The sequence below is a fragment of the Phaeobacter sp. JH20_34 genome (assembly GCF_048056095.1).
GTDB lineage: Bacteria > Pseudomonadota > Alphaproteobacteria > Rhodobacterales > Rhodobacteraceae > Phaeobacter > Phaeobacter bryozoorum.
Window position 1 is genome coordinate 107,014 of record NZ_JAYMWT010000011.1, and the last position, 24,678, is coordinate 131,691.

Below are 24,678 nucleotides of genomic sequence, written 5' to 3' on the forward strand. Positions count from 1 at the left end.
GGACACCTAGCGGGGCAGCGCCCATAGTGTCATCGGTCGGGTCAGCCCACGCAGTTCAGATGCGCCGTGCTGCACGAAACCTGCTTGCAGATCTCTGGCGCCGCCTTCGTCCTGCACACGCTGCCGCAGGGTCTCGCTGATCACCATCTGAGCGTTCATCTCGCGGGTGCGCTCCTCCAGTCGGGCTGCAATATTCACCGCGTTACCGATCACCGCATATTCCAACCGGTTTGCGCCGATATTGCCAATCACCGTCTCACCATAGTGAACACCGATGCCAACGCGGATTTCTGCCTCGCCGTAGCGGCGTCGCTCGGCATTCCATTCCGCTACCGACGCCAGCATGGCCCGCCCGCAAGCCAGGGCGTTACTTGCGTCCCTCGGACCAGCCAGCGGTGTACCAAAGGTCGCCATCAAACCATCGCCCAGATACTTGTCCAGCGTGCCATGATGATGGAACACCTCCTTTTCCATGCGGCCATGAAAATCGCGCAAGAGGTCAATCACCTGATAGGCGTCGCGCTCGGCCGCTAGGCGGGTGAACCCGACAATGTCAATGAACAGAATGGCCACGTCCTGACGGCGGGTCTGCTTCAGCGGTTCATCATTTTGCGACAGCTGTTGCACCACATTGGGCGAGAAATACCGTGACAGATTGGCCCGTTCACGCTCAAGACCAGCATTATTCTGGATCAGCGCGTAGAGCCGTTTTGAGGATATACCCAGCGTCACTGCCACCAGAAAGAACACGATAACCTCCTGCAGGCGCTGATGCAGGAGAAAGCTGTTCGGATCGAGAAATTCAGCCATGGTCGGATCATAGCCCACAACCTCAAGCACCCGTTCGGTCAGGCCGGGCACCGGATCCGTCAGCCACCAGACCATGACCGCCGCAAATAGCCAGATGACTGCGGTCCAGATGCCGATGGCAACCACCGTGCGCCAGGAATAGGCCAGAGTCCCCGCGGCAAGTATGATGAAAAAATAGATGAAATTGCCAAACCGATACTGAATAGGCAGCGGCGTATCGTCGACACTCAGCGGATTTGGCAGAACCATTCCGATGGTCATGATCGACAGATCGGCAAAAATCAGCAGCATCTCAAGCCGTGATTGCCCAACCCGTCCAACCCGGCGGATCAGCCAGCCGTTCAGACACAGCAACGCAAGGATAAAGTGATAATACAGCACATCCCATTTGGGGTTCACATAGATCAGAAAAACCGCCGTTACGGCCATGGCGATCCAGCGCGCCCGCACCGCAAGCTCCAGCCCATTGCGTTTGTGCTCTGTTAGCGCATCCAGCGCATAGGGGCTCTCCTGTCTGAAAATGGCTTCGTCGCTATCCAAGGCAGGAGCGGGGGCGGAGGCGGTTACTGCCATGATATGTATCCATCCATTGGCGCCGGTCTTGCGTCAAACTAACGGCAGCTGCCAACGGATGCACCCCTTGAACCGACAGCGCTGAAACGAAAAGACCCCGCCATGACGGCGGGGCAAGGTTGGCGCCGTCGACAATGCGACAGCGCCTGCGGTTTCACACAGGTTGTGAAAGGGTGGGGTCAGTTTTGCAATTCTGCCCGAATCTGCTGGCGCAGCACGTCGATGGGCACGGTCTTTCCGTCCCGCTTGAAACACCAGTAGGTCCAGCCATTGCAGGAGGGCGCGTTTTCCAGATGCGCTCCGACCTGATGGATTGATCCCTTGATATTGTCGCCGATCAGCGTGCCGTCTGCGCGCACTTTTGCCTTGTGCCGACGGTTCATCGAATAAAGCTCGTCGCCCGGGCGCAACATGCCGCGCTCGACCAGCTGACCAAAGGGGACGCGCGGTTCGGCACGTTTGCTGGCAGAGACCTGCAGCGCTTCGCGGTCGAACTTGCGTACGGATTTGATGCGCTTTTCGGCAACTTCACGGTAGGCGGCTTCGCGCTCGATTCCGATAAATTCACGGCCCAGCATCTTTGCCACGGCGCCCGTGGTGCCGGTGCCAAAGAACGGGTCCAACACCACATCGCCCGGATTCGTCGAGCCAACGAGAATGCGGTGCAGCAGCGCCTCGGGTTTCTGCGTCGGATGCGCCTTATTGCCGGCCTCATCCTTCAGCCGCTCATGGCCGGTACAGATCGGCATGACCCAGTCCGAACGCATCTGCAAACCTTCGTTCAGCGCTTTCAGCGCCTCATAGTTGAAGGTATATTTTGCGCCTTCGGATTTTGAGGCCCAGATCATCGTCTCATGCGCGTTGGTGTAACGCTTGCCACGGAAATTCGGCATTGGGTTCGACTTGCGCCAGATCACATCGTTGAGGATCCAGAAGCCTTCGTCCTGCACCGCTGTGCCGACTCGGAAGATGTTGTGGTACGATCCGATCACCCAGATGGAGCCGTTTGGCTTCAGGATACGGCGCGCCTGTTTAAGCCAGGCACGGGTAAACTCGTCATAGACGCCAAAGCTGGAAAACTGATCCCAGTGGTCATCGACCGCATCGACCTTGCTGTTGTCAGGACGATGCAATTGCCCCTTCAGCTGAAGGTTATAGGGGGGATCCGCAAAAATCAGATCAATCGAATTTGACGGCAGACCGGACATCACGTCGATACAGTCACCGTCAAGGATCGCGTTTAGCGGGAGCGCCGCGGCGCCCCGTGTAAGTGTTTTGTTCATTTGCTCTGCCTCGATAACCACGGCGCATTTTTGCGCTCATTTTGGTTGTCCACAGGATGAGTCATCGTGGATTCGAGGTCAATTTGTTTTTTAGAACAAGGTGATGAGGTTCACTCTTGATACAATATGTTGTGGACAGGCTTAAAGGAACGCCGATGATGTGGGGTCACGCCCAGGTTCACCAGCGCGTCGCGGTGCTGTTTGGACGGGTAGCCTGCGTTTTTCTCCCAGCCATAGCCGGGAAACTGTTGCGCCAAATCCACCATGATCCGGTCACGGGCCAATTTTGCCACGATGGATGCCGCCGCGATGGAGACTGATTTGCTGTCTCCCTTGATCACGAACTCCGACGTCTGGAGCAGACCCTTGGGGATCAGATTGCCATCGATCAGCAAATAATCCGGCGCCGGATCCAGGGCGGCAACGGCCCGCTCCATTGCCAGATGCGAGGCGCGCAGAATGTTCAGGGAATCAATCTCTTCGACGCTGGCATGAGCAATCGCAACCTCGGCCTGCGCAAAGATCGACGCTTCGACCGCCTCGCGCCGCTTGGCGCTTAGCTTCTTTGAATCGTTCAGCCCCTCGGGAATATTGTCGGCGTCCAGGATGACCGCAGCGGCGGTCACCGGTCCGGCGAGCGGGCCACGCCCAACCTCATCCACGCCTGCAATACGTATATGGCCACGCGCACGGGCGGCCGCTTCCAATGTGTAATCGGGATAATCCATCCCTTGGTCTGACCGGGTTTTAAGCCGGGTTTCAAGTCCGACCGCAGATACCGCGCAAAAAAGAGGGGGCCGAAGCCCCCAAGTCTGCTCGAACCCAGGTCCCGCCGACCTCAGCGACGGGTAATGCGATAGCCGCGGTCCTTGAGGCAATCCGGGCGATAGCCGACACGATTGCGTTTGCCATTCCAGAAGGTCACCTGGCAGGCGCGCGGCAGGGTGTGCTCAAATCCGTACTGTTTGCGCAGACAGCCCTGCCCCATCAAAGTCCGGCTTTGGCTGTAGCGCGGGAAATAGCGCACGCATTGTGCCGGCAGATCATAGCGCGCCACATGCGGCGGAAGCGGTCTGGGATGATGAGGCCGATACGGCTTGCCATGTGACGGACGATGCGGACGGGTGACCTGTGGCTGATCATCATCGCGATTGTTCTTCACGATTGCACCGATGATGCCAAGCACGGCGAGACCCGCCAGCACCTTGGCAACATCCTCATCCGCCCGTGCAGGCGCCGCGGAAAACCCGGTCACCGCGACTGCTGCGGCAACGATCAGCGTGATGAATTTGCGATGCGGTTTGGCATTTACATCAATGCGACTGCTGCGAAACATGGGATGTCCTTCCTGAAGTTCTGAAAACATGAGGCCAAATGGCCGATGCAATCAGCCTGGTTCGGAACCGTGCGGACAGGCAATAACGGCGCCTTGTTATCGAATATCACCACCCGCAATCGCCTGTTGTTATTGAATATCCCGCGACAAATGCGCAGTGTGAGGGTATGAAAAACCTCCTTATCTCCACAGCTCTGATTGCCGGTCTTGCCATTGGTATGCTCAGCGATACGAGCCCGGCCGCAGCGGCCGAGTGTTACGCCGATTACAAGGCGAAACAGGATGCCCCGCTGCGGCTGCATTACGGCGTGATCCAGCTTGGCGGCGGCTGCAGCAAGCCGGCCGCCAAGGCCGAAATCTCCGACCGGCTGTTGGCAGCGGGCTGGACCTTGCTCAATGTTCTGTCCATTTTTGGTCCCGACGGGCTGGAACAAAGGAAAACAGATGCCGGACCCTATTTTCTCCGTTTCTGAGGTGCGCGCGGCGGGAAGCCGCGTCATCGCATTGGGGATCACTGCCATCGTTGCCTTGCTGGCGATTGCCGGTACCGTGCTGCTGCTGACGCTTCCCGATGCCAACGCTTTCAACGCAAAGGTCGAGCGGGTCTTTGTGGAAAACGACCTTACCACGCAGGCCGAGATCAAGCTGCTTGAGATCCTCGCCCAGTCCGGCACGGCCTTTGCCGATACGCTAACCAGCTATCGGATGGTAATTTTTGTGCTGATGGTCTTTGCCACCATGATGATGGTGGCTGCGCTGGTGGTTCTGGCCATGCTGGTCATGCTGAACCGGCGCATGGTCCAGATCGAACGCGCAGGCATCCAAGTGACTGAACTGCTGATCAGCCGCGAAGAAAACACCGTCTACCTCAATACCATGGGCTTCAAACTGACCGCCGCAGCGATGGAAACGCTCGCAGTTCTGGCCGAGGCCCGGCTTGATGACGATGTCCTCTCCGGTGCGGAGATCGAGGCGATGATATCTGGCCGCCCCTCTGTTGACTGCGAAGAGGCCGCAGGAGCGACACGGATAAAGCGGCTGCGCGATACATTGGGCAATCAGATGGTCAGCGAGCTTCTGGTCAAGAATATCGCCAAGCGCGGCTATGTCCTGTCGATCAGCAAGGATGTGATCCGCATGGTGTGACCCCCCGTGCGCAGGGAGGTCACCAATCCCGCCACCGCATACTGACAGGGACCTCTGCCCTTATCCAATGGATCAATTCCCTGTGCAGCTCTGGCATTTTGCCGGGAAACCACCACATAGTAGAAAACCAGGCAACATGGATCCCTTGTTGTCAGTCCACCCGGGAACAGCCCTCATGAACATGCGCGCCAGCACCGCAAGACCCGCATATGGAATTATGGTAGAGGAGCTGCGCGGCCCGGTTACGGCGCGGCTAGGTGGCAGGATCATCGCCCAGAGCACCCGTGCCAAGGTGATGTATGAGACCCGCCGACCTGCTGCCATCTATTTTCCCCGTGACGATATCCACACCTGCCTGACGCCTGCCAACGGGCACCAGACCTTCTGCCCGTTTAAGGGAACTGCAGGCTATCAGGATCTGGAACTTGGCGAACAGAGCATCTGCAATGCCGCCTGGTCCTATGACGATGCTCTGCCTGAGGCTTCCGGCATCGCAGGCCATGTCAGTTTTATGCCGGAAGCGCGCGTCGAGATCGACCTTGGCAGCAATCAGCTGGAGGTCCCGGAATACGGTAATATTTCAGGACCGCTGATCGACTGGCTGCTGCGCGAAGCTGCATATCTGCCGACACCTGAGGAATTCACCCAAAGCCTGTCGGAGAAACTGGTCGAACATGGTGTTCACCTGTCGCGCCTCTCGGTGATGGCCTGGTCCCTGCACCCGATGATCGCGGGCAAGAACTTCATCTGGAGCCGCGCCTCCGGCAAGGTCACGACCTACGCCCCGAGCTATGAAATCCACGATCACCCGGCATTTCAGAACAGTCCCCTGCGCCATGTTTCCAACGGGCTTGGCGGCATCCGGCAGCGGTTGGATCTGGATCAGCCCAGCGATGCCTTTCCGATCCTCAGCGATCTGAGGGAAGAGGGCGCAACCGATTACGTGGCGATGCCGCTGCCCTTCTCCGATGGGAGGATAAACGTGCTGACGGTTGCCAGCCATCATCCGAAAGGGTTCTCGACCGAAAACCTGGGGCTGATATTCGAATGTTCTGCGGTTATTGCCCGGTACTATGAAGTGTTCATGCAGCGGGAGAACGCACAGTCCCTGCTGGAAACCTATGTAGGCAAGCGAACCGGCGCGCGGGTTCTGGGTGGGGAAATCCGGCGTGGTGATGGCGATGACATTGATGCCGCCATTATGTTCTGCGACCTGCGTGGATCCACTCGGCTTGAGGAGGACCTGGGCCGCAGCGCCTATATCGAGCTACTCAACAGCTTCTTTGAAACGGTATCGACGATCGTGCATGAACACGGCGGCGAGGTGCTGAAATTCATCGGCGATGCGGTCCTAGCGGTGTTCCCCGCCGGCGACGCACCCGATGAGGCACGCGCGCAGGCCCTGCAATCGGCGCGGGCAATTGTTGCCGGACTGGACGCAATGGGCGACGAAGAGGGCAAGCGGCGCTGTGAATCGGCCATCGGTCTCGCCTACGGTCGTGTCACCTACGGCAACGTCGGATCCCGTGAGCGGTTGGATTTCACCGTCATCGGTCAGGCCGCCAATATCGCCGCACGGCTTGGCGACTATGGTAAATCCTGCGGCCATACGATTGTGGTCAGCCGCGACCTGTTGGAAACCCCGGAACAGGCGACGCCGCTTGGCTCGGTATCGCTGCACAATGTCTCCCGCCCGGTTGAGGCTTTCGCCGTTTCCGTGGCGATGGATGCCGACCAGCTCGCCGCGTCCTAACGGCTGACCAGCAGGCGCTGCGCCTCGTTCCCCATTGCTACAACCAGCGGCTCCTGCGCCTGCCGCGCCTTGAACGCAGCCTTGCCACCGAGCCCCTGCCAGTTGATCTGCACCAGCGACTGCGCAACAGCGCCGCCCAGCGTTGCCCCCGGTCCGGTGATGATAAACAGATCCGGCGCGAACTCCTGCGCCGCGACCTGCACCGCGCGAGTGAAATCATAAGGCTCAACGACCTGCGCATTCAGCGTGTAGTCCCTGAGGCTCGTCAGTGAATATCCGCCAGGCCACCAAACCTGCCCGCGCCCGTCGACCAATGGCTTCTTTGCCGCAGAGAACAGGTCCACCGGCAGTCGCGACCGGCCTTCAGCAGCGACCGGGGTCTGTAGGTCGGTATGGAACGCGGCATGGTTGGTCAATCGCATGGGGAAGCGATCCTGCACCTGCGGCACAGCCTGTTCAAACGCATCGAGACCGTCGGCATTGCCCGCCAGCACCAGCATGCCGCCCAGATTGATTGACAGCGACAGGTGATGATCAGGCCTGCTGTCTATGTCACGCACCAGCTGAAGCAGCTCTGCCTTGCGCTGCCTATCCAACTGCCAGTCGTCGCTCTGACAGGGGTAGACCAGCTGCCCGCCAATGAGATGCTGCTGCATCAGCTGACCCATGGTGTTGACCACCTCAAACCCTGTTTGAGGGCTGAGCGCACCGGCGGCGGCCAGCGCGATGTACCAGCCCATCGAATTGCCCGTGACCGCCACGACATCAATGTCTTCGGCGAGTGACTGCGCATCCGCAATCGCGCTGGCATAGATCAGCGGAGAGGCTACATCGCCGCGCGTGTATTTGGACATCGCGTATCTCTCAGCACCATCCAGCGCAGTGACACTCTCTTGGCCCGCGGCCTCGCGCATTGCGTCAAATGATCCAATTAGAGCCTGCTTGTCGGCGTGGTGACGCGCCAGATACCCAAGTTCCGTTTTGTTGTATGTGCCACGTCCGGGACAGATCAGAACAGCGGTGCGGGTCATGTGTCAGCTCCTGTCAGCCGCAGCGCCGCTGCGACGATACTCTCCTTTGACGGCAATGTTGCAGCATAGGCGGGACCGGTCGGGATAAAGCAATCCTCCGCCACGACACGTGCCATCGGCGCGCCATCCGTCTCATAGAACAGCGCCATCAGCGCCTCCGACTGACTTCCTGTGCTGCGGCATTCGTCGACGATCAAGATGTTGTCGCATCCTGCCGTGGCCGCAAGCAGCGCTTCCTTTGGCAACGGCGCGAGCCAGCGCAGATCGACGACCCGGGTAGAAACGCCCTTGGCCTTCAGCTCGGACTGGGCCTGTGTCGCCAAGTAACGGCCATTTCCATAGGTCACGATGGCAAGGTCTTGACCATCGCCATGCACCCCGACCTCTCCCAACGTAATCCGCTGGTCAGGTGCGGGATAGAGACGCATCCAGCCGCCGTCCTTCGGCTCATGCAAATCACGCATCGGATAAAGCGCTATCGGCTCGACAAAGACCACGACGCGCTGTTCCTCTCGCGCCAGACGCACGGCCTCGCGCAGCATCATCGCGGCCTCGGACCCGTCCGAGGGACAGGCAATCACGATGCCCGGAATATCGCGCAGGACCGCCAGCGAATTGTCATTGTGGAAATGGCCACCGAAGCCTTTCTGATAGCCCAGACCGGCGATCCGCAGCACCATCGGATTGCTGAACTGGCCGTTAGAGAAAAACGGCAGGGTCGCGGCCTCGCCACGGATCTGATCCTCGGCGTTGTGTAGATAGGCCAGGAACTGGATCTCCGGGATCGGGACAAATCCGTTGTGTCCCATGCCGATGGCCAGCCCAAGAATCGACTGCTCGTCCAGCAAGGTATCAATCACCCGGTCCGGGCCAAACCGCTGTTGCAGCTTCTGGGTGACGCCATAGACGCCACCCTTCCGGCCGACATCTTCGCCCATAGTGACCAGCTCAGGATGCTCCAGCATCAGGTCGGTCAAGGCCCAGTTGATCAACCGGCTCATCGGCTGGGGGTCCGTCTGAGCACGCAGATCGCTGCCCAGAATTTCTGCCCGCACCTCACCGCTTGGCCCGTTCGTCTTGCGACAGACCCGCTTTGGTGGGATCAGGCTGGCACTGACATCCCCTGCCGTTCTCAGATGCGGACGGGTGACGACCTCTGTGCGGATCCGTTCAACCCGCGCGCAGGTCTCAGTGTAAATCTCCAGTGCCGCTTCCCGTGACAAAGCTCCGGATTGCGACAGCAACCGCACGGAGTGCAGCAGCGGATCATTGGCCTCATCCGCCTCAACCTCTGCCTTGCTGAGGTAAGTGGTCGGCACGTCTGCGCCTGCATGACCGTAGAGCCGCACGGTGCGCAGATGCAGGAAAGCAGGCTTGCGGCAGCGACGAACGTAGTCGGCAGCTGCCCCGGCCACCGCATAGGTGTCGTGGAGATTCAGCCCGTCGGCCTGAAAATAGCGCATGCCCGGTCGATGCGACATCGACGCTTCGATCCACCCCTTCGGAGTCTTGACCGAAATGCCAATCCCGTTGTCCTCACAGACAAACAGCAGCGGCAAAGGTGTCGACTGCACAGACGCCCAACAGGCGGTATTGATCGCTCCTTGTGCCGTCGAATGATTGGCCGAGGCATCGCCGAAGGAACACATCACAAGCCCATCGTCAGGCAGAACCCGGTGCTCTGGATCATGCCGTCGCGCGGCACCGATAGAATAGGCCGTGCCGACCGCCTTGGGCAGATGGCTGGCAATGGTCGATGTCTGTGGCGGGATCATCAGCGCCTTGGATCCCAGCACCTTGTGCCGCCCGCCCGATGTCGGATCCTCGGCAGAACAGGCAAAGGACAGCAGCATATCCCAGGCAATGCTCTGACCCGGCACCTGATCTGCCCGGGCGATCTGAAATGCGGCGTCACGGTAGTGCAGGAAGGCCATGTCATCAGCGCGCAAGGCCCGCGCAACCGCCGCCATTCCTTCATGACCGGACGAGCCGATCGTGTAGAAACCCTGCCCAGCCTTTTGCATGGCCCGACTGGTGCGGTCCAGGGCACGGCTCAGGACCTGCGCGCGAAAGATCGCGACCGCATCACTGCTGCAAAGGTCCCCCACAGGCGACGGCCCCGGGGGCAGGCGACCTGCGACCACTCGATCAAGGAAATTTTGATGTACGATCTCGGCGCGATCCATGGCCTACCCCTTATTGCTCAGGGGCTTTATCGCCGATATGCGCCAGTCTTACCAATGAGATTACAGCAGGCACCCATGAGCAAAACTCATACTGCTCAGGTCAAAGACCGCCCCGCGGAATGACAAAGGCCGCGCCGAGGCGCGACCTTTTCTAACAAGCAATCAATGAGGGTCGGGATCAGTCTGCCTTTGCCCGCAAACTGTCGCGATACAGCGCCTTGGCCAGTGAAATCATCATGAAAACCATGACAATTGTGAAGGGCAGTGCGCCAATGATCATAGCGTTTTGCAAGGCTCCGAATGGATTGGAAGCCGCGCCACTGTTGCCAGCGATGATCAGCGCCCCGATGACCGAGGTCAGAATCAAGCCCCAGATGATACGGTGCTTGATCCCGGTTTCCTCTTCGCCACCGGACATGATGGTGTTCATCACCAGAATACCCGAATCCGCTGAGGTCACGAGGAAGGTCATGATCAGCACAACACACATCACGGTGATGGCAGACAGGAAGCCGCCCGAAATCATCTGCTCCAGCGTCACAAACAGCTTGGCTGTATTGGTCGCCCCGATGATCGACCCTGCGGCGGTACCGTTCAGTTCCAGATCAATCGCGGTGCCGCCCAGAATGGTCATCCACAGGAAGCAGACGATGGCAGGTGCGATCACGCAGCCCAGAATGAACTCACGCACGGTGCGCCCTTTGGAAATACGTGCCAGGAACAAACCGACGAAGGGCGAGAAGGCAATCCACCAGGCCCAGTAGAATGTGGTCCAGCCTGCCTGCCAGCCGAACTGGCGACCGGGTTCCCCGGCTGCATAGATCGCATCGGCATCCAGCGCTGCCGCCGACGCCGGCAGCCCTTCGGTGAAGCCGCCCAGCGACCCCCAGGGGGATGTTGCCGAACCGTAGACCGAGCTCATATCTTCCGCAGGAAGCGCCTGTGCGGCCTCCGGCAGAGCCGTCGCAAAGGCATCCGCCGATTGCGGCCCATAGGCACCAAAGGACATCTGAGTGAAATGCAGGATGTAATCGACCAGACCGCTGCCGAATTTAGTCATCGCAAAGAAGAACGACCCAAAGAACACAAAGGTCAGCAGCAGGATAACCGACAGTACGAGATTGAGGTTGGAGAGATATTTGATGCCGCGACCAACCCCGGAAACTGCAGAAAGAATCGACAGCCCCATGATCACGAAAAGCGCCGACAGCAGGCCAACGGTGCTCGGTTTCGGCGCTTCGGCATCTCCGTTCATCAGCCATTCCATCCCTGAAACCGCATAGACGCCATCAACGAACTGGCTGACACCAAAACCGATGGTGACGGACACGCCAAGAATGGTGGCCACAACACCCAGAACATCAACCAGATGGCCGATAAAGCCATTTGCAGCCTTGCCAAGCAACGGCGTCAGGGCCGACCGGATCGTCAGCGGCATATCGCGCGTATAGGCATAATAAGCCAGCGACAGGCCGGTCAGAACGTAGATCGCCCAGGCGTGAAACCCATAGTGCAGGAAGGTGTAGCGATAGGCGGACTGGACCGCCTCCTCGGTATTTGCTGCGACCTCGCCGGACAGAACCAATGGGTTGGAACCCCAGAGGCCCAGCGGCTCCGCCGTTGCAAAGACCATTAGCCCGACGCCCAGCCCGGCACCAAACATCATCGAGAACCACGAGAAATTGGAGAATTCCGGCGTCGCATCAGCCGCCCCCAGCTTCTTGTTGCCGGTTGCAGGCAGAATGGCCAGAACAAACAGGAAGAAGGCAAACAGTCCCACGGAGATGATGTAGAAGGCGTTGAATCCGTTCAGCAACTCGCTGTTCACCCAGGACAGGGTTCCGCTGGCTTTGCTTGGCCAGACCAAGGCCCAGAGGACCAGCGTCGTCATGATGATCTTACTGATCAACGCGATAGGAAGGCTGTGGCCCTCGTAGAAGCCGGATGGAGCTGTTTCGATCTCCAACTCGGTAAATGGTGGCTTGATTGACATAATCGTTCCCTGTTCCGTGTCGCGCGCCGTTGTTGTCGTTCCCCGTATCACCTGGCGCTCGGGTGGCGGGTTGTGCGCAGCGCACGCAAAGGTGCTGCGCAAGGCTCGATATGCGGTCACGCGGGCAGATCGGCAGATCCCATGCTGGCCCTTCGGCACAACCTAGGCTCTGCTGGACGCGCAGCCGTTCGGTTTCAGTTCTGCTCCCCTATCTCCTGTCCCACGCCGACGCCGTCTCGAAGGTGCATCCAAGCCCCCTCGTCCCCATGTCGGCGTCGCGCATTTGGTCAAGACTACTCAATTACAGTGCTTCAGGCACTTCGAATAAAATGTAGCGAATTTCAGAAAATCTAAATCCATCGCAAAGACGAATTAGGATTCAAACATTTCAAATGCTTGCAGCCTGTCAAAGCTTTTTCCAGCAGCTTATATCGACCGGAAAAACATCTCGGATACAGATATCAGCACGCTCAAAATCCCTGATGACCGTGCCAAATTTTGTGCAAGTTAACCAGACAGACCGGCCTCGGACCAATCCGCGACAGCAGAGACCCGGTAAGGTTCAGACGGAAACACCTGCCAGCAGGTCGGACCGGCTGATGTCGGCACGCTCCCCGGACATTGTGATGCGCCCCCGTCGCAGAACGACAAATCTATCTGCAAGCTCATAGGCAAAATCGAAATATTGCTCGACCAGAACAATCGCCATCTCGCGCTCGTCGCGCAGATGCCGGATTACATCTCCGATCTGCTGAATGATATTCGGCTGGATCCCCTCGGTCGGTTCATCAAGCAGCAGCAGCTTCGGACGCGTGATCAATGCGCGTGCAATGGCAAGCTGTTGTTGTTGCCCCCCTGAGAGATCGCCTCCACGGCGATGACGCATATCGTGTAGAACGGGGAACAGCTGGTAGATCCGATCCGGCACCTGATGATCGCTTCGCGGCAGGCAGCCAAACCCGGTTTCGAGATTCTCAAGCACCGTCAGCAACGGAAAGATCTCCCGCCCCTGCGGCACATAAGCGATGCCTTTTTGCGCCAGTTGATAGGATGAGGCAGCCCGCAATGGGTCGCCGTCCAGCAGAATTTCTCCACCGGATCGAGGATGGCGACCGGAAATCGCCTTCATCAGGCTGGTCTTTCCCACGCCATTCGTCCCCATCACGCAGGCCACCTCACCACGTTTCACCTCAATCGAAATCCCATGCAGGATCTGCGAATGCCCATAGTGCAGCGATATATTTTCCAGCTTCAGCATATTTTAGCGCCCCAGATAAACATCAATGACAGCTTGATCGGCGGTCACATGATCCAGCGATCCTTCGGCGAGGACCGCGCCTTCGTGCAGAACCGTCACCTTGCAGTTGAGGCGCCGCACAAAGTCCATATCGTGCTCCACGACGACAACCGCACGCGTCTTGGCCGCTGCGACCAGGATAGCCGTGGTCTGTTCACGTTCTTCCGGGCTCATGCCTGCCGCCGGTTCATCCACCAGCAGCAACCGTGGTTCCTGCGCCAGCAACATGCCGATCTCCAACCACTGTTTCTGCCCATGGCTCAGCTCCCCGGCGGAACGGTGCAAGGCATCGGCCAGACCAACCTCCGCAGCCAGTTCCTGAACGCGGCCAAGATGCGGCGAGCTGGGGCGATAACGTAACACGGCAAACGGGCCGCGGTCCGCCTTCAATGCCAGCAGCAGGTTTTCCTGCACTGTCTGTTCCTCGAAGACCGTCGGTTTCTGGAACTTGCGGCCAATGCCGTCCCGCGCAATGCGCGCTTCGGAACCGGCAAACACCGATCTTCGACGACCATCCCAGATGATGCTGCCGCTATCGGGCGCAGTTTTCCCGGTGACAATATCCATGAAGGTGGTCTTGCCCGCACCGTTTGGTCCGATAATCGCGCGCAGCTCCGCCGGACCAATCCTGAACGACAGGTTGTTGATCGCGCGAAACCCGTCAAAGCTGACCGAAATACCTGAGACTTCCAGAAGCGGATTCATCGCTGGACCTCCTGCTCACCGGGTTCAGTTGCAATCGTTCTGCGTTGCTGGATCAGGTCAAGCAATCCACCGATCCCCTTGGGCGCAAACAGCGTCACCAGAACGAACCCGAGCCCCAGGACAACCTGCCACCAGTCAACCCAGCGAATAGTGAAAATCCCGAGGTCAACATCCGGTGCCTGACCGCCAGTAAACCAGCTGGACAGCAGCGAGACGAGTGCGGCACCAATCACCGCGCCGTAAAGTCGGCCACGTCCACCGATGGCGACCCAAACCGCGAGGTAGATAGACGCGATTGGCGCCATCTCAGCAGGGTTGATGATGCCGGCCTGCGGGTAATAAAGCGCACCTGCAATGCCCGCGACACAGGCGGTTCCGGTGAACACCACCAGCTTGTAGCCCTCAACGGAATAGCCCAGAAACCGGACCCGGGTCTCATTGTCGCGGATCGCCCGCAGCACGGATCCAAACTTTCCGCCAACCACCCAGGCAGCCGTCACATAGCCCAGCCCTAATGCAAGGGCCGAGCCCCAGAAAAACCAGATCGAAACCAGCGACTGCGGCACATCAGTCAGACCGGGCAGGTTTTGCAGCCCGCTCAGCCCGTTGTTGCCACGCAATCCGCTGTCGTTCTGGAACAGATATAGCGCCAGCGCCAATGTCATCGCCTGCGTCAGGATCGACAGGTAGACACCCGTGACCCGGCTGCGAAAGGCCAGCCAGCCAAAGACCAGCGCCAGCAGCCCGGGAACCGCCACGACAAGTAAGAGCTGCACTGCCAGACTGTCGGCAAAGGCCCAGACCAGCGGAAAGCTGTCCCCCCCGACGACACCAAAGATCTGATGTGCGATCGCATCATGTATCTCGCCTTGGGTTGGCGGTAGCACCGCATCCGACAGGGAGCCGAGCACCGCATCCCGCGTACGCTCATACATCAGCCACATGCCGATCATGTAGCCGCCCAGCCCGAAAAACGCGAAATGCCCCAGGCTGAGGATCCCGACATAGCCCCAGATCAGATCCATCGCGATCGCTACCAGACATAGGCAGAGAGTCTTGCCCAGTGTCTTGATCATGGAGGTGGAAACAAACCCGGCCCCCAACCCTTCGGACAGCAGGGTAATTCCCAGCGTGAACAGCGCCAGAACGGCAATGAAAACCAACACCGATGGATTGCGGGCAATAAACGAACGCTGCATGGATCAGTCCCCCGCCGCGCGGCCACGCAGGGCAACAATTCCGCGCGGTCTGAATTGGATGAAGATGATGATCAGCACAATCATATAGGTCTGTGCCGCCAGCGTGTTGGACGGGTTCAGCCATTCGATGCCCTTCTGGGAGAAACCGATCATCACCGCCCCGGCCAGGGTGCCCCAGATACTGCCGACGCCGCCGACCACAACGGTCATGAAGCTCTGGACGATGTAGTCGTTGCCCAGCTCGGAGGTCACCTTGGCAAAGAGCCCGATTGCAACGCCCGCGATGCCCGCGATGCCGGACCCCAGGCCAAAGGTCAGCATATTCACCCGGTCCGGATTAATCCCCATGGATGCCGCCATGCCTCGGTTTTGGGTGACGGCACGGGTTTCCAGCCCCAGGCGTGTGCGCCGGATAATGAACAGCAACAGCCCAAGAAAACCCAACGCCAGCACGAAGATCGCGATACGGATATAACTGATGGACACGACGTCGTTGATGATCCACGCGCCGTCCAGCCATCCCGGTGCGGTCAGCGGGCGCGCCTGCGTCCCGAATATGTTCTTGGCCAGCTGCTGCAATGCGATGGAAATACCAAATGTCGCAAGAAGCGTCTCTAACGGCCGATTGTAGAGCCAGCGGATCACCAGACGCTCCATCGCAATCCCCGCTCCGAAGGTCACCGCAAAGGCCGCTGGAATCGCCACCAGAATGGACAGCGTATGGTCGGAGATGAACAGCTGCACCACATAGCCGGTATAAGCCCCCATCATGATGAATTCGCCGTGGGCCATGTTGATGACCCCCATAACGCCAAAGGTGATCGCAAGACCGATGGCCGCCAGAAAATAGATCGACGCCAGAGACATGGCATCCAGAGTGAGATCCGCCGCCTGATTGAAACCGACCTGCCTGTTGATGCGCGCCAGTGCCGTCTCTGCGGCATCCGTCACCGCCAAGGAGGACTCCTCATAGATGTCAAAGTACCGGTAGCCTGCGACTGCATCAGCCATCTCTTCCCGGGTTGGGGCCGGGCGGGCCAGACCGGCAGCCACCAGACCGTCATAGGCCTGTTGCCGCATTGCAGGGTCAGACAATTGCGCCAATGGAATACCGGCCACACGACCATCGGCGATATTGGCCTCCAACGCTGACCTGATCTCGTCGGCCCCCAGCGTCGCAGGTGCCAGATCGCGGGCAACCAGTGCGGCATAGGCATCCTCCGCGCCGATCCCGCGCCCGATACGCCGCTCGGCCGCGACATTTGCACCCGTCGGCGCACCCGAGGAATGGATCTGCAACTCCGTCTGCAACAGCGGGTTCAATGTCGCGCGGACATCAACCCCCAGATCGGCGGACATCTCCTCAATTGCGCCAACACGTGCCTTTGGATCGGTACCAAAGCGAATGGTCAACAGGCGCTCCGCACGCCGCTTTAAGGCCAGCAGATCCTCATCGGTCTCACTGGCAATTGAGGCCCGCAACGGCATGAGCGCCGCGGCTGACGGGTCCCGCCCGATGGAGGTAACTGCCGCCTGTCGTATCGACAGATCCGGGTCTTCCAGTTGGAACCGAACCAGCGCCGTTCCGATCATCGCCCGCACGCCGGAGTTGGGCTTGATCAGCTTGAGATCGCCCTTATCCGCCACCCCGACCATTGCGCCACTGTCGAGGTCAATCAGATCATAGCGCCCATCAGCGTTTTTCTCGGCCCTGAAGAACACGTGGTCGGATGTCCGCAGGACCAGTTTCTTGTCCTGCCAGAGCTGCAAGACAGCCTGAACCTGCGCGAGGCCACTTTCGGCGAAGGCATCAATCGCGGGTTCGATCGTCTGCCGCGAACTGGCGACAATCAAGGCGGACTGCGACTGAAGGAGGTCCTGAACCCCTGTATTCGATGGTGCAGATGCAACAGGCGAAGGCGAGGCCAGTTGAGGCGCTGTCTGCGCCGTGGCAGCCAAGCAGCCCCAAAGCACAAACAGACCAGCGGCAAAAAACCGTGTCATGATAGGCGTCATTTCCGTTCGAGGAGGGAAGAGAGGGTTGGAAGGGAGGAAATCCCCCCTTCCGTTACGATCCTGCCAGGTCAGTAGTTGGACAGAGTCTGCACGCAGCTCTTGGTCTCGGTGTTGTACATACCGCAGCTGAGGTCTTTCCAATCCGAAGTCAGAACAGCCGACTCGGGAAGGAAATCTGTCCAGGCATCGCCGGGCACTTCCTCAGTCTGGCTGATGATATCAAACTGCCCGTTGTCCAGTATCTCACCGATCAGTACCGGTTTTGCGAGATGGTGGTTAGGCAGCATGACCGCCGTGCCACCGGTCAGGTTCGGAAACTCCTGCCCGTACATCGCCGCGCGGACAGCATCGACATCTGTGGTGCCGGCCTCTGTCACCGCATTCACCCACATGTTGAAACCGATGTAATGGGCTTCCATCGGATCGTTGGTTACCCGGTCCTCGCCCATCCGCTCCTTCCACTTCGCGACAAAGGCGCTGTTGGCGTCATCCTCGGCGGATTGAAAGTAGTTCCAGGCCGCCAGATGCCCGACCAGATTGGAAGTATCCAGACCCGAGAGTTCCTCCTCCCCGACAGAAAACGCCACAACCGGGATATCGTCAGCGCTGATACCGGCTGCCGCCAACTCTTTGTAAAACCCGATATTCGCATCGCCGTTGATGGTGGAGATCACCCCCACCTTCTTGCCATCTGCGCCCAGCGCCACGACATCGGCAACGATCTTGGACCAGTCCGAATGACCAAACGGAGTGTAGTTCACAAAGATATCACTCTCGGCGATTCCCTTCTGCTTCAGATAGCTGGCGAGGATATTGTTCGTGGTGCGCGGATATACATAATCGGTGCCCAGCAGCGCGAATTTCTCCACACCCAGCTCGTCCAGAAAGTAATCCGTTGCCGGAATTGCCTGCTGGTTCGGCGCAGCACCGGTGTAGAACACGTTGCGCGAGCTTTCTTCGCCCTCATATTGCACCGGATAGAACAACAGGCCGTTCAGCTCTTCGATCACCGGCAGCACCGATTTGCGGCTCACCGAGGTCCAATTGCCAAAGATCACATCGACCTCATGCACACTCAGCAATTCGCGGGCTTTCTCGGCGAACAGGGGCCAGTTGGACGCAGGATCCACCACAACCGGTTCCAGTTCACAACCGAGGACGCCGCCTTTGGCGTTCTGATCCTCAAGGAGCATGAGCATGGTATCTTTGAGCGTTGTTTCGGAAATCGCCATCGTCCCAGACAGCGAATGCAGGACACCCACCTTTATTGGGCAATCAGCCGCCGCAACCGCAGTTCCCATGGTCGCCAAACCCAGCGCAGTGCAGGTGGCTGTCGTCGCCAGAACAGATTTATAGGTGATCATTCAGTCTCTCCTCGCCCGGACAGAGGTGTATCCCTTGCGCCGGGGCGCCGGATTTCCTACCTGTGGCGGGCAGCTTCGTGTTGCATCCGTGTGGCGGCTGGCGAGATCGCAAATTCCTCCGGTCGTCACACATCCACGATGTTTGAGCCTCGCTCTCGTGGATGGGCTGAGCATTCTGCATCGCAGCAAGTTTCGCAAACGACGCGCGAAAAACGCCCGCCGCCAACCGCGCAACAGCCTGTTTTTTGATCACCAAACCCACAATTGGCCTCTATTTTGCGCAGGGCTTGCCGCGGAACAGCCAACTGTTCGCTTTGAACTGGCGGCAGATCCGCACTGTGATGAAATCGACAGCATGACGCCTAGACCTTCATCCCAGCGCCAATTGATGCCTTGGCAAACCGCCTGTTCCGGTGATTCCAGGGCGTCGCGCCTTCCTACGGCCGAGACGCAACCATGGCCGAGCCAGCCGACCCCGCCGCGCGCCATCGGCACGGTCTCGGTATCCTCCAAGCGGCGCGGCAACACATCGGTCCTCGCCGGACTCCGTCAGGCGGGCTCTCTGAAGCTGCTGTTCCCGCGCACCCATGACGCGGATCTTCAGGGGGTTCTGGTCAATACAGCGGGCGGTGTGACTGGCGGAGATCAATTTGAACTCAGCGCCACCGCGCGCGTCGGAACCTCTCTTACGCTCACCACCCAGGCGGCGGAACGGGCCTATCGGGCGCAACCCGGAGAGACGGGCACAATTCGCAACTCGCTCAGTGTCGAGCCTCGCGCCAGCCTTGCCTGGCTGCCCCAGGAAACCATCCTGTTTCAAGGGTGCAACCTGGATCGGACTCTGACGGTCGATCTGCACGAAGACGCCCGGCTGCTGCTATGCGAGTCGCTGATCTTCGGGCGGGCGGCAATGGGCGAGACCCTTACCAAGGCGAGCCTGCGTGATTGCATTGACATCCGCCGCGCAGGCGCACCGCTGTTTCTGGATAACGTAAGCCTCGATGGTGACATCGCGGCCCATCTGGCAAGACCCGCAACCGCAAACGGCGCCGGAGCCATCGCAACGCTCATTTATGTTGCACCGGACGCTGCCGGGCGGCTTGGCCCGTTGCGCGCGCAGCTTGGCCCGACCGCCGGGGCCAGCCTGATCGGCTCAGACCTGCTGGTCATGCGTGCCCTCGCAGCGGACAGCTATGTCCTGCGCCAGCTCCTGTTGCCGATCCTCCGTGATCTTCGCGGCGCCCCTCTTCCCCGACCTTGGATGATCTGACATGAACCTGACCCCGCGTGAAAAAGACAAACTGCTGATTTCCATGGCCGCAGAGGTTGCCCGACGACGCCTCTCTCGCGGCGTCAAGCTGAACCATCCCGAAGCAATTGCCCTGATCACCGACGCCGTTGTCGAAGGTGCACGAGACGGCCGATCAGTCGCCGACATGATGGAAGCCGGCGCGCAGGTCATCACCCGCGACGACTGCATGGAAGGCGTGCCCGAGATGATCCACGACATTCAGGTCGAGGCAACATTCCGCGATGGCACAAAGCTCGTCACCGTCCACAACCCCATTCGCTGATTCACATTCAGGAGACCCAGACCCATGACATTGCGACCCACGCTCCTCTCATTGTTGCTGCTGGCTGGCGGCCCCGCGCTCGCCCATGGCGGCGCGCATGTTCACCCGCACGGTGCGGACACCTGGCTTCTCGCGGCTCTGGTCGCGACTGTCGTTATCGGCTGCGCCAGTCTTCTGTGGCGGCGCAAATGATCCCGGGAGAACTGATCCCCGCCGCGGGCAGTCTGGACCTCAACCCGGATCGTCCGGTCACCGTCCTGATGGTCTCTAACACCGGTGACCGCCCGGTACAGATCGGCTCGCACTACCATTTTGCCGAGGCGAACCCAGCTCTCGACTTTGACCGGGAGGCCACTCGGGGCCTGCGTCTTGATATCGCTGCCGGCACAGCCGTGCGCTTTGAACCGGGCCAGCGCCGCGAGGTACAGCTGATCCCGATATCCGGCGCGCGACGGATCTTCGGCTTCAACGCCGCCATCATGGGGGATCTCTGATGCCATCCCAGATTTCACGCGCCGATTACGCGGCCATGTTTGGCCCCACGGTGGGAGACCGTCTGCGTCTGGCGGACACCGATCTGACTATCGAGGTGGAGCGCGATTTGATCGCCGAAGCCAGCGGTGTCGGCAACGTGCTCAGCTACGGCGAAGAGGTGAAATTCGGCGGGGGCAAGGTCATCCGCGACGGCATGGGCCAGTCTCAGGCGAGCCGCGCCGAGGGGGCCGTTGACACGGTCATCACCAATGCGCTGATCGTGGACCATAGCGGCATCTACAAGGCGGATGTGGGTCTGAAAGACGGGCGCATCGCCGCCATCGGCAAGGCAGGCAACCCGGACACTCAACCCGGTGTCACGATTGTCATCGGGCCGGGAACCGAGATCATCGCGGGCGAGGGGCGCATCCTGACCGCTGGCGGTTTTGACAGCCACATCCATTTCATCTGCCCGCAGCAGATCGAGGAGGCGCTGCACTCCGGGCTGACGACCATGCTCGGCGGCGGCACCGGCCCCGCACATGGAACCCTCGCCACCACCTGTACGCCGGGGCCATGGCACATCGGGCGCATGTTGCAGGCCGCCGACGCCTTTCCGATGAACATGGCCTTTGCGGGCAAAGGCAACGCCTCACAGCCCCGCGCGCTTGAGGAACAGATCATTGCCGGGGCCTGCGCGATGAAGCTGCATGAGGACTGGGGCACCACACCCGCCGCCATTGACTGCTGCCTGTCAGTAGCGGACGCGATGGACGTGCAGGTGATGATCCACACCGACACACTGAATGAATCAGGCTTTGTTGAACACACGGTCGCAGCGCTGAAGGGGCGCACCATCCATGCCTTCCACACCGAAGGCGCGGGTGGCGGCCATGCCCCGGACATCATCAAGATCTGCGGCGAAGCGCATGTCCTGCCCTCCTCTACCAATCCGACCCGCCCCTTTACCGTCAACACCATCGAAGAGCATCTCGATATGCTGATGGTCTGTCATCACCTCGACAAGTCCATCCCCGAAGACGTCGCCTTTGCCGAAAGCCGCATCCGTCGCGAAACCATTGCGGCAGAGGATATCCTCCATGACATGGGCGCCTTCTCGATCATCGCTTCGGACAGTCAGGCGATGGGTCGGGTGGGCGAGGTTCTGATCCGCACCTGGCAGACTGCCGACAAGATGAAAAAGCAACGCGGACGCCTGCCCGAGGAGACAGGAGAAAACGATAATTTCCGCGTCCGCCGCTATATTGCCAAATACACGATCAACCCGGCCATCGCCCATGGTATCGCCCATGAAATCGGCAGTATCGAGGTCGGCAAACGCGCTGATCTGGTGTTGTGGAATCCTGCCTTCTTTGGGGTAAAGCCTGAAATGGTTCTGCTCGGCGGGTCCATTGCAATGGCGCAGATGGGCGACCCCAATGCGTCTATCCCCACACCACAGCCGGTCTATTCCCGGCAGATGTTCGCAGCCTTTGGCCGATCGGTGGAAAACTCCTCCGTCACCTTTGTCTCCGAAGCGGCGCAGGCAGGCGGGATTGCCCAGCACCTTGGTCTCGCCAAACAGACCTGCGCGGTCAGAAACACCCGCGACATTGGCAAATCGGATCTGAAACTCAACACCGCCCTGCCCAAGATCGAGGTCCATCCCGAAACCTATGAGGTCCGTGCAGATGGCGAGCTTCTGACCTGCGCCCCGGCCGATGATCTGCCCATGGCCCAGCGCTATTTCCTTTTCTGACGGAGCCTTCCCATGTCACTCCCCCTCAGCCAACACAAGGTCCACGCGCATGATGCCGACGACCGGATCACCCTCAGCTACGAGGATCGTTTCCTGCGGCGCAGGGTGCTGACCTCTGATAGTGGCCTGCGGTTTCTGGTCGATTTCCCCTCCACGCTGTCGCTCGACATGGGCGATGCTTTTGTCTTGGACGATGGCCGCAAAATCGGCGTGCACCCGGCAAACGAACCGCTGCTGGAGGTCACCGGCGATCACCTGCTGCGCCTAGCCTGGCATATCGGCAACCGCCATATGCCCTGCCAGATCGACGCGGACCGTCTGCTGATCCAGCGCGACCATGTGATCCGCGACATGCTGCAAAAACTCGGCGCGACATTGCGCGATGTGGTCGAACCCTTCACCCCCGAGGGCGGCGCCTATGGTCATGGCCGCACCCACAGCCATTCCCATGGCGACGCTCAGGGGCAGCCCCATGCCCACTGAGGCACAGTTGCTGACCCTGATGCAGTGGTTTTCTCCCGGCTACCCGGTGGGGGCGTTCAGCTATTCCCACGGATTGGAATGGGCGATGACCTCCGCCGCGGTCAGCTCGGCTGCCGACGTGCAGGACTGGATCGCAACGGTTCTGCGCGACGGCGGCGGCTGGTCGGATGCGCTGTTCCTCGCTGCGGCCTATCACGCCCCGGACGCCGATACCGTGCAGCGGATCGACACCCAATGCCGCGCCTATGCACCATCCCTGGAACGCCTCCGCGAAACCGATCTTCAGGGCGCAGCCTTTTGCCAGATCACCCGCAGCATCTGGCCCGGAACCGACCGAGACGTTGCCGCAAGGCTCACCTATCCCGTAGCTGTCGGCTTTGCGGCAAATTGCTGTTCGATGCCCTTGCAGGCCACAACGGCGCTTTACCTGCACGCATTCACCGCAAACCTCGTCGCGGCGGCTCAGCGCCTTGCCCCCATCGGGCAAAGCGACGCACAGGCTATCCTCCACGCCCTTGCGCCGCTCTGCCAGCAGATCGCAGAGCAAACCGGGGATGGTGACCTCCAGCGCCTGTCCTCCACCTGCTTTCTTGCGGACATTGCCGCGATGAAACACGAAACACAGCATTCAAGGATCTTTCGCACATGAGCACATTGAACGGCCCCCTGCGCATTGGAATTGGCGGCCCGGTTGGCGCGGGCAAAACCACCCTGACCGCAGCCCTGAGCGAGGTGTTTCGCGACAGCCACTCCATTGCGGTGATAACCAATGACATCTACACGCAGGAGGACGCCGAGGCCCTGATGCGGTTGCAGATCCTGCCGCAGGACCGGATCCTGGGTGTTGAAACCGGCGGCTGCCCTCACACAGCCATCCGCGAGGATGCGTCGATCAACCTCGGCGCGGTCGCGGAGATGCGGGAGCGCCACCCGGATCTCGAGATTGTCCTGATTGAGAGCGGCGGAGACAACCTCTCTGCCACCTTCAGCCCCGAGCTGGCAGATCTGACCATCTATGTGATCGACGTCGCCGCAGGCGAGGAAATCCCCCGCAAAGGCGGGCCGGCGATCACCCGCTCGGATCTGTTGATCATCAACAAGACCGACCTTGCCCCGCATGTCGGTGCGGATCTATCGGTGATGGAGCGCGATGCAAAACGAATGCGCGGGGATCGCCCATTTTTGTTTGCCAATCTGAAGGCCCGCGACGGTGTCGGAGTGATCCGAGAGATGATCCAAACCCTTGGCGGACTCGGCTAGCCGTCTCGCGATTTACAAATCTCAACTCACCTTATTAGGGTGTCAAACTATATTGAAGCCATGGGCTGGGCACCTGGTGGGCGGCCGGTCTTTGGGCGGCCCCAGCAGGCTGATCAGAGACGGAGAGCGGCAGCAAACTCTGCCGGTGTGATGGTGACAACAACGCGCAGATGATTCCCGTCATGGGCGAATTTGATTCGCCAAATCACTGAACATGTTACAGAAAACCAAAATGCGTCACTTCAGTTGAGAACTGCGGCAGAGGCCTGTAGCGACGAATAGGCCCTCCGCGTTTTTCCCTCTTCACGCTGTAGATAATTCTGATCGAATAGATGCCGGTAACCCCCTGAACATAAGCGCGTTATTCGAACCAAGCGCAAACTGGCCTTATCCAGTTCAAGGATTTGGCCATATAGCCGCGCGCGTGAATATCCCT

General features: G+C 59.7%; 23 protein-coding genes. 11 read left to right on the forward strand and 12 right to left on the reverse strand.

Translation table 11 applies throughout. The features are described from left to right. Window positions 1-6 precede the first annotated feature (6 nt). From VWZ81_RS09920 to VWZ81_RS09935, 4 genes are all read right to left on the reverse strand, one after another. Window positions 7-1,383 (reverse strand): adenylate/guanylate cyclase domain-containing protein, encoded by a 1,377-nt coding sequence (locus VWZ81_RS09920; protein WP_416542631.1) that lies wholly within the window; start codon window positions 1,381-1,383, stop codon window positions 7-9. A 179-nt stretch (window positions 1,384-1,562) separates the two neighbouring features. Further along, window positions 1,563-2,666 carry a site-specific DNA-methyltransferase gene (locus tag VWZ81_RS09925; RefSeq protein WP_340546957.1) on the reverse strand — a complete coding sequence of 368 codons (1,104 nt, stop codon included), beginning with the start codon at window positions 2,664-2,666 and terminating at the stop codon, window positions 1,563-1,565. A gap of 110 nt (window positions 2,667-2,776) precedes the next feature. Beyond that, on the reverse strand, window positions 2,777-3,394 hold the full coding sequence (locus VWZ81_RS09930; protein ID WP_340546958.1) for a ribonuclease HII: 618 nt from the start codon (window positions 3,392-3,394) through the stop codon (window positions 2,777-2,779). Between the two features lie 110 nt (window positions 3,395-3,504). Further along, on the reverse strand, window positions 3,505-4,002 hold the full coding sequence (locus tag VWZ81_RS09935; protein WP_340546959.1) for a hypothetical protein: 498 nt from the start codon (window positions 4,000-4,002) through the stop codon (window positions 3,505-3,507). A gap of 167 nt (window positions 4,003-4,169) precedes the next feature. On the opposite strand from VWZ81_RS09935, the gene VWZ81_RS09940 reads away from it, so the two are divergent. From VWZ81_RS09940 to VWZ81_RS09950, 3 genes are all read left to right on the forward strand, one after another. Beyond that, window positions 4,170-4,475, forward strand: a complete 306-nt coding sequence (locus tag VWZ81_RS09940) for a hypothetical protein (RefSeq protein ID WP_340546960.1) — start codon at window positions 4,170-4,172, stop codon at window positions 4,473-4,475. Beyond that, a complete protein-coding gene (locus VWZ81_RS09945) occupies window positions 4,447-5,148 on the forward strand; it encodes a winged helix-turn-helix domain-containing protein (protein WP_416542632.1) in 702 nt (233 codons plus the stop codon). Before VWZ81_RS09940 ends, VWZ81_RS09945 begins: the two co-directional genes overlap by 29 nt. 175 nt (window positions 5,149-5,323) lie before the next feature. Continuing rightward, entirely contained in the window at window positions 5,324-6,901 is a 1,578-nt protein-coding gene (locus VWZ81_RS09950; RefSeq protein WP_416534447.1) for a DUF427 domain-containing protein, read from the forward strand. Here the strand turns inward: VWZ81_RS09950 and VWZ81_RS09955 are convergent. The 8 genes from VWZ81_RS09955 to urtA all read right to left on the reverse strand — a co-directional run bounded on the left by VWZ81_RS09955 (window position 6,898) and on the right by urtA (window position 18,692). After that, window positions 6,898-7,932 (reverse strand): ACP S-malonyltransferase, encoded by a 1,035-nt coding sequence (locus tag VWZ81_RS09955; RefSeq protein ID WP_416542633.1) that lies wholly within the window; start codon window positions 7,930-7,932, stop codon window positions 6,898-6,900. The two genes, VWZ81_RS09950 and VWZ81_RS09955, sit on opposite strands and share 4 nt — an antisense overlap. After that, window positions 7,929-10,118: a thiamine pyrophosphate-dependent enzyme gene (locus VWZ81_RS09960; protein ID WP_416542634.1), complete on the reverse strand. Its 2,190-nt coding sequence runs from the start codon at window positions 10,116-10,118 to the stop codon at window positions 7,929-7,931. The genes VWZ81_RS09955 and VWZ81_RS09960 overlap by 4 nt, the downstream gene beginning before the upstream one ends. A 178-nt stretch (window positions 10,119-10,296) precedes the next feature. After that, window positions 10,297-12,111 (reverse strand): BCCT family transporter, encoded by a 1,815-nt coding sequence (locus VWZ81_RS09965; RefSeq protein WP_340546965.1) that lies wholly within the window; start codon window positions 12,109-12,111, stop codon window positions 10,297-10,299. A 562-nt stretch (window positions 12,112-12,673) separates the two neighbouring features. Further along, window positions 12,674-13,369, reverse strand: coding sequence for an urea ABC transporter ATP-binding subunit UrtE (gene urtE / locus VWZ81_RS09970; protein WP_416542635.1), 696 nt, complete (start codon window positions 13,367-13,369; stop codon window positions 12,674-12,676). A gap of 3 nt (window positions 13,370-13,372) precedes the next feature. Continuing rightward, window positions 13,373-14,113, reverse strand: a complete 741-nt coding sequence (urtD, locus tag VWZ81_RS09975; RefSeq protein ID WP_340546967.1) for an urea ABC transporter ATP-binding protein UrtD — start codon at window positions 14,111-14,113, stop codon at window positions 13,373-13,375. After that, window positions 14,110-15,312: an urea ABC transporter permease subunit UrtC gene (gene urtC, locus VWZ81_RS09980; protein WP_340546968.1), complete on the reverse strand. Its 1,203-nt coding sequence runs from the start codon at window positions 15,310-15,312 to the stop codon at window positions 14,110-14,112. The genes urtD and urtC overlap by 4 nt, the downstream gene beginning before the upstream one ends. A gap of 3 nt (window positions 15,313-15,315) precedes the next feature. Continuing rightward, on the reverse strand, window positions 15,316-17,316 hold the full coding sequence (gene urtB, locus VWZ81_RS09985; protein WP_416542636.1) for an urea ABC transporter permease subunit UrtB: 2,001 nt from the start codon (window positions 17,314-17,316) through the stop codon (window positions 15,316-15,318). Between the two features lie 80 nt (window positions 17,317-17,396). Further along, window positions 17,397-18,692 carry an urea ABC transporter substrate-binding protein gene (gene urtA, locus VWZ81_RS09990; protein WP_416542637.1) on the reverse strand — a complete coding sequence of 432 codons (1,296 nt, stop codon included), beginning with the start codon at window positions 18,690-18,692 and terminating at the stop codon, window positions 17,397-17,399. Between the two features lie 388 nt (window positions 18,693-19,080). Between urtA and VWZ81_RS09995 the strand changes: the two genes are divergently transcribed. From VWZ81_RS09995 to ureG, 8 genes are read left to right on the forward strand one after another with little or no spacing between them, the layout of a single operon-like run. Beyond that, on the forward strand, window positions 19,081-19,962 hold the full coding sequence (locus VWZ81_RS09995) for an urease accessory protein UreD (protein WP_416542638.1): 882 nt from the start codon (window positions 19,081-19,083) through the stop codon (window positions 19,960-19,962). A gap of 1 nt (window position 19,963) precedes the next feature. Further along, a complete protein-coding gene (locus tag VWZ81_RS10000; protein ID WP_260089774.1) occupies window positions 19,964-20,266 on the forward strand; it encodes an urease subunit gamma in 303 nt (100 codons plus the stop codon). A gap of 24 nt (window positions 20,267-20,290) precedes the next feature. Then, entirely contained in the window at window positions 20,291-20,458 is a 168-nt protein-coding gene (locus VWZ81_RS10005; RefSeq protein ID WP_260089775.1) for a peptidase M23, read from the forward strand. Then, window positions 20,455-20,760: an urease subunit beta gene (locus VWZ81_RS10010; RefSeq protein WP_416542639.1), complete on the forward strand. Its 306-nt coding sequence runs from the start codon at window positions 20,455-20,457 to the stop codon at window positions 20,758-20,760. The genes VWZ81_RS10005 and VWZ81_RS10010 overlap by 4 nt, the downstream gene beginning before the upstream one ends. Next, window positions 20,760-22,499, forward strand: coding sequence for an urease subunit alpha (gene ureC, locus VWZ81_RS10015; protein WP_416542640.1), 1,740 nt, complete (start codon window positions 20,760-20,762; stop codon window positions 22,497-22,499). Before VWZ81_RS10010 ends, ureC begins: the two co-directional genes overlap by 1 nt. A 12-nt stretch (window positions 22,500-22,511) precedes the next feature. Further along, on the forward strand, window positions 22,512-22,982 hold the full coding sequence (locus tag VWZ81_RS10020; protein WP_416542641.1) for an urease accessory protein UreE: 471 nt from the start codon (window positions 22,512-22,514) through the stop codon (window positions 22,980-22,982). Next, window positions 22,972-23,631 (forward strand): urease accessory protein UreF, encoded by a 660-nt coding sequence (locus VWZ81_RS10025; protein ID WP_416534438.1) that lies wholly within the window; start codon window positions 22,972-22,974, stop codon window positions 23,629-23,631. Before VWZ81_RS10020 ends, VWZ81_RS10025 begins: the two co-directional genes overlap by 11 nt. Continuing rightward, window positions 23,628-24,242: an urease accessory protein UreG gene (gene ureG / locus VWZ81_RS10030; protein WP_340546976.1), complete on the forward strand. Its 615-nt coding sequence runs from the start codon at window positions 23,628-23,630 to the stop codon at window positions 24,240-24,242. Before VWZ81_RS10025 ends, ureG begins: the two co-directional genes overlap by 4 nt. The last annotated feature ends 436 nt before the right edge of the window (window positions 24,243-24,678 follow it).

Bases quoted from the DNA above. Each gene is read 5' to 3' on its own strand.
- VWZ81_RS09945 (WP_416542632.1), top strand. From the start codon at position 4,447: ATGCCGGACCCTATTTTCTCCGTTTCTGAGGTGCGCGCGGCGGGAAGC.
- VWZ81_RS09940 (WP_340546960.1), top strand. From the start codon at position 4,170: ATGAAAAACCTCCTTATCTCCACAGCTCTGATTGCCGGTCTTGCCATT.
- VWZ81_RS09920 (WP_416542631.1), bottom strand. From the start codon at position 1,383: ATGGCAGTAACCGCCTCCGCCCCCGCTCCTGCCTTGGATAGCGACGAA.
- VWZ81_RS09955 (WP_416542633.1), bottom strand. From the start codon at position 7,932: ATGACCCGCACCGCTGTTCTGATCTGTCCCGGACGTGGCACATACAAC.
- VWZ81_RS09950 (WP_416534447.1), top strand. From the start codon at position 5,324: ATGAACATGCGCGCCAGCACCGCAAGACCCGCATATGGAATTATGGTA.
- VWZ81_RS09930 (WP_340546958.1), bottom strand. From the start codon at position 3,394: ATGGATTATCCCGATTACACATTGGAAGCGGCCGCCCGTGCGCGTGGC.
- VWZ81_RS09935 (WP_340546959.1), bottom strand. From the start codon at position 4,002: ATGTTTCGCAGCAGTCGCATTGATGTAAATGCCAAACCGCATCGCAAA.
- urtE (WP_416542635.1), bottom strand. From the start codon at position 13,369: ATGCTGAAGCTGGAAAATATATCGCTGCACTATGGGCATTCGCAGATC.
- ureG (WP_340546976.1), top strand. From the start codon at position 23,628: ATGAGCACATTGAACGGCCCCCTGCGCATTGGAATTGGCGGCCCGGTT.
- VWZ81_RS10005 (WP_260089775.1), top strand. From the start codon at position 20,291: ATGACATTGCGACCCACGCTCCTCTCATTGTTGCTGCTGGCTGGCGGC.
- urtC (WP_340546968.1), bottom strand. From the start codon at position 15,312: ATGCAGCGTTCGTTTATTGCCCGCAATCCATCGGTGTTGGTTTTCATT.
- VWZ81_RS09995 (WP_416542638.1), top strand. From the start codon at position 19,081: ATGCCTTGGCAAACCGCCTGTTCCGGTGATTCCAGGGCGTCGCGCCTT.
- VWZ81_RS09925 (WP_340546957.1), bottom strand. From the start codon at position 2,666: ATGAACAAAACACTTACACGGGGCGCCGCGGCGCTCCCGCTAAACGCG.
- urtA (WP_416542637.1), bottom strand. From the start codon at position 18,692: ATGATCACCTATAAATCTGTTCTGGCGACGACAGCCACCTGCACTGCG.
- VWZ81_RS09960 (WP_416542634.1), bottom strand. From the start codon at position 10,118: ATGGATCGCGCCGAGATCGTACATCAAAATTTCCTTGATCGAGTGGTC.
- VWZ81_RS10000 (WP_260089774.1), top strand. From the start codon at position 19,964: ATGAACCTGACCCCGCGTGAAAAAGACAAACTGCTGATTTCCATGGCC.
- VWZ81_RS10020 (WP_416542641.1), top strand. From the start codon at position 22,512: ATGTCACTCCCCCTCAGCCAACACAAGGTCCACGCGCATGATGCCGAC.
- VWZ81_RS10025 (WP_416534438.1), top strand. From the start codon at position 22,972: ATGCCCACTGAGGCACAGTTGCTGACCCTGATGCAGTGGTTTTCTCCC.
- VWZ81_RS10010 (WP_416542639.1), top strand. From the start codon at position 20,455: ATGATCCCGGGAGAACTGATCCCCGCCGCGGGCAGTCTGGACCTCAAC.
- VWZ81_RS09965 (WP_340546965.1), bottom strand. From the start codon at position 12,111: ATGTCAATCAAGCCACCATTTACCGAGTTGGAGATCGAAACAGCTCCA.
- ureC (WP_416542640.1), top strand. From the start codon at position 20,760: ATGCCATCCCAGATTTCACGCGCCGATTACGCGGCCATGTTTGGCCCC.
- urtB (WP_416542636.1), bottom strand. From the start codon at position 17,316: ATGACACGGTTTTTTGCCGCTGGTCTGTTTGTGCTTTGGGGCTGCTTG.
- urtD (WP_340546967.1), bottom strand. From the start codon at position 14,113: ATGAATCCGCTTCTGGAAGTCTCAGGTATTTCGGTCAGCTTTGACGGG.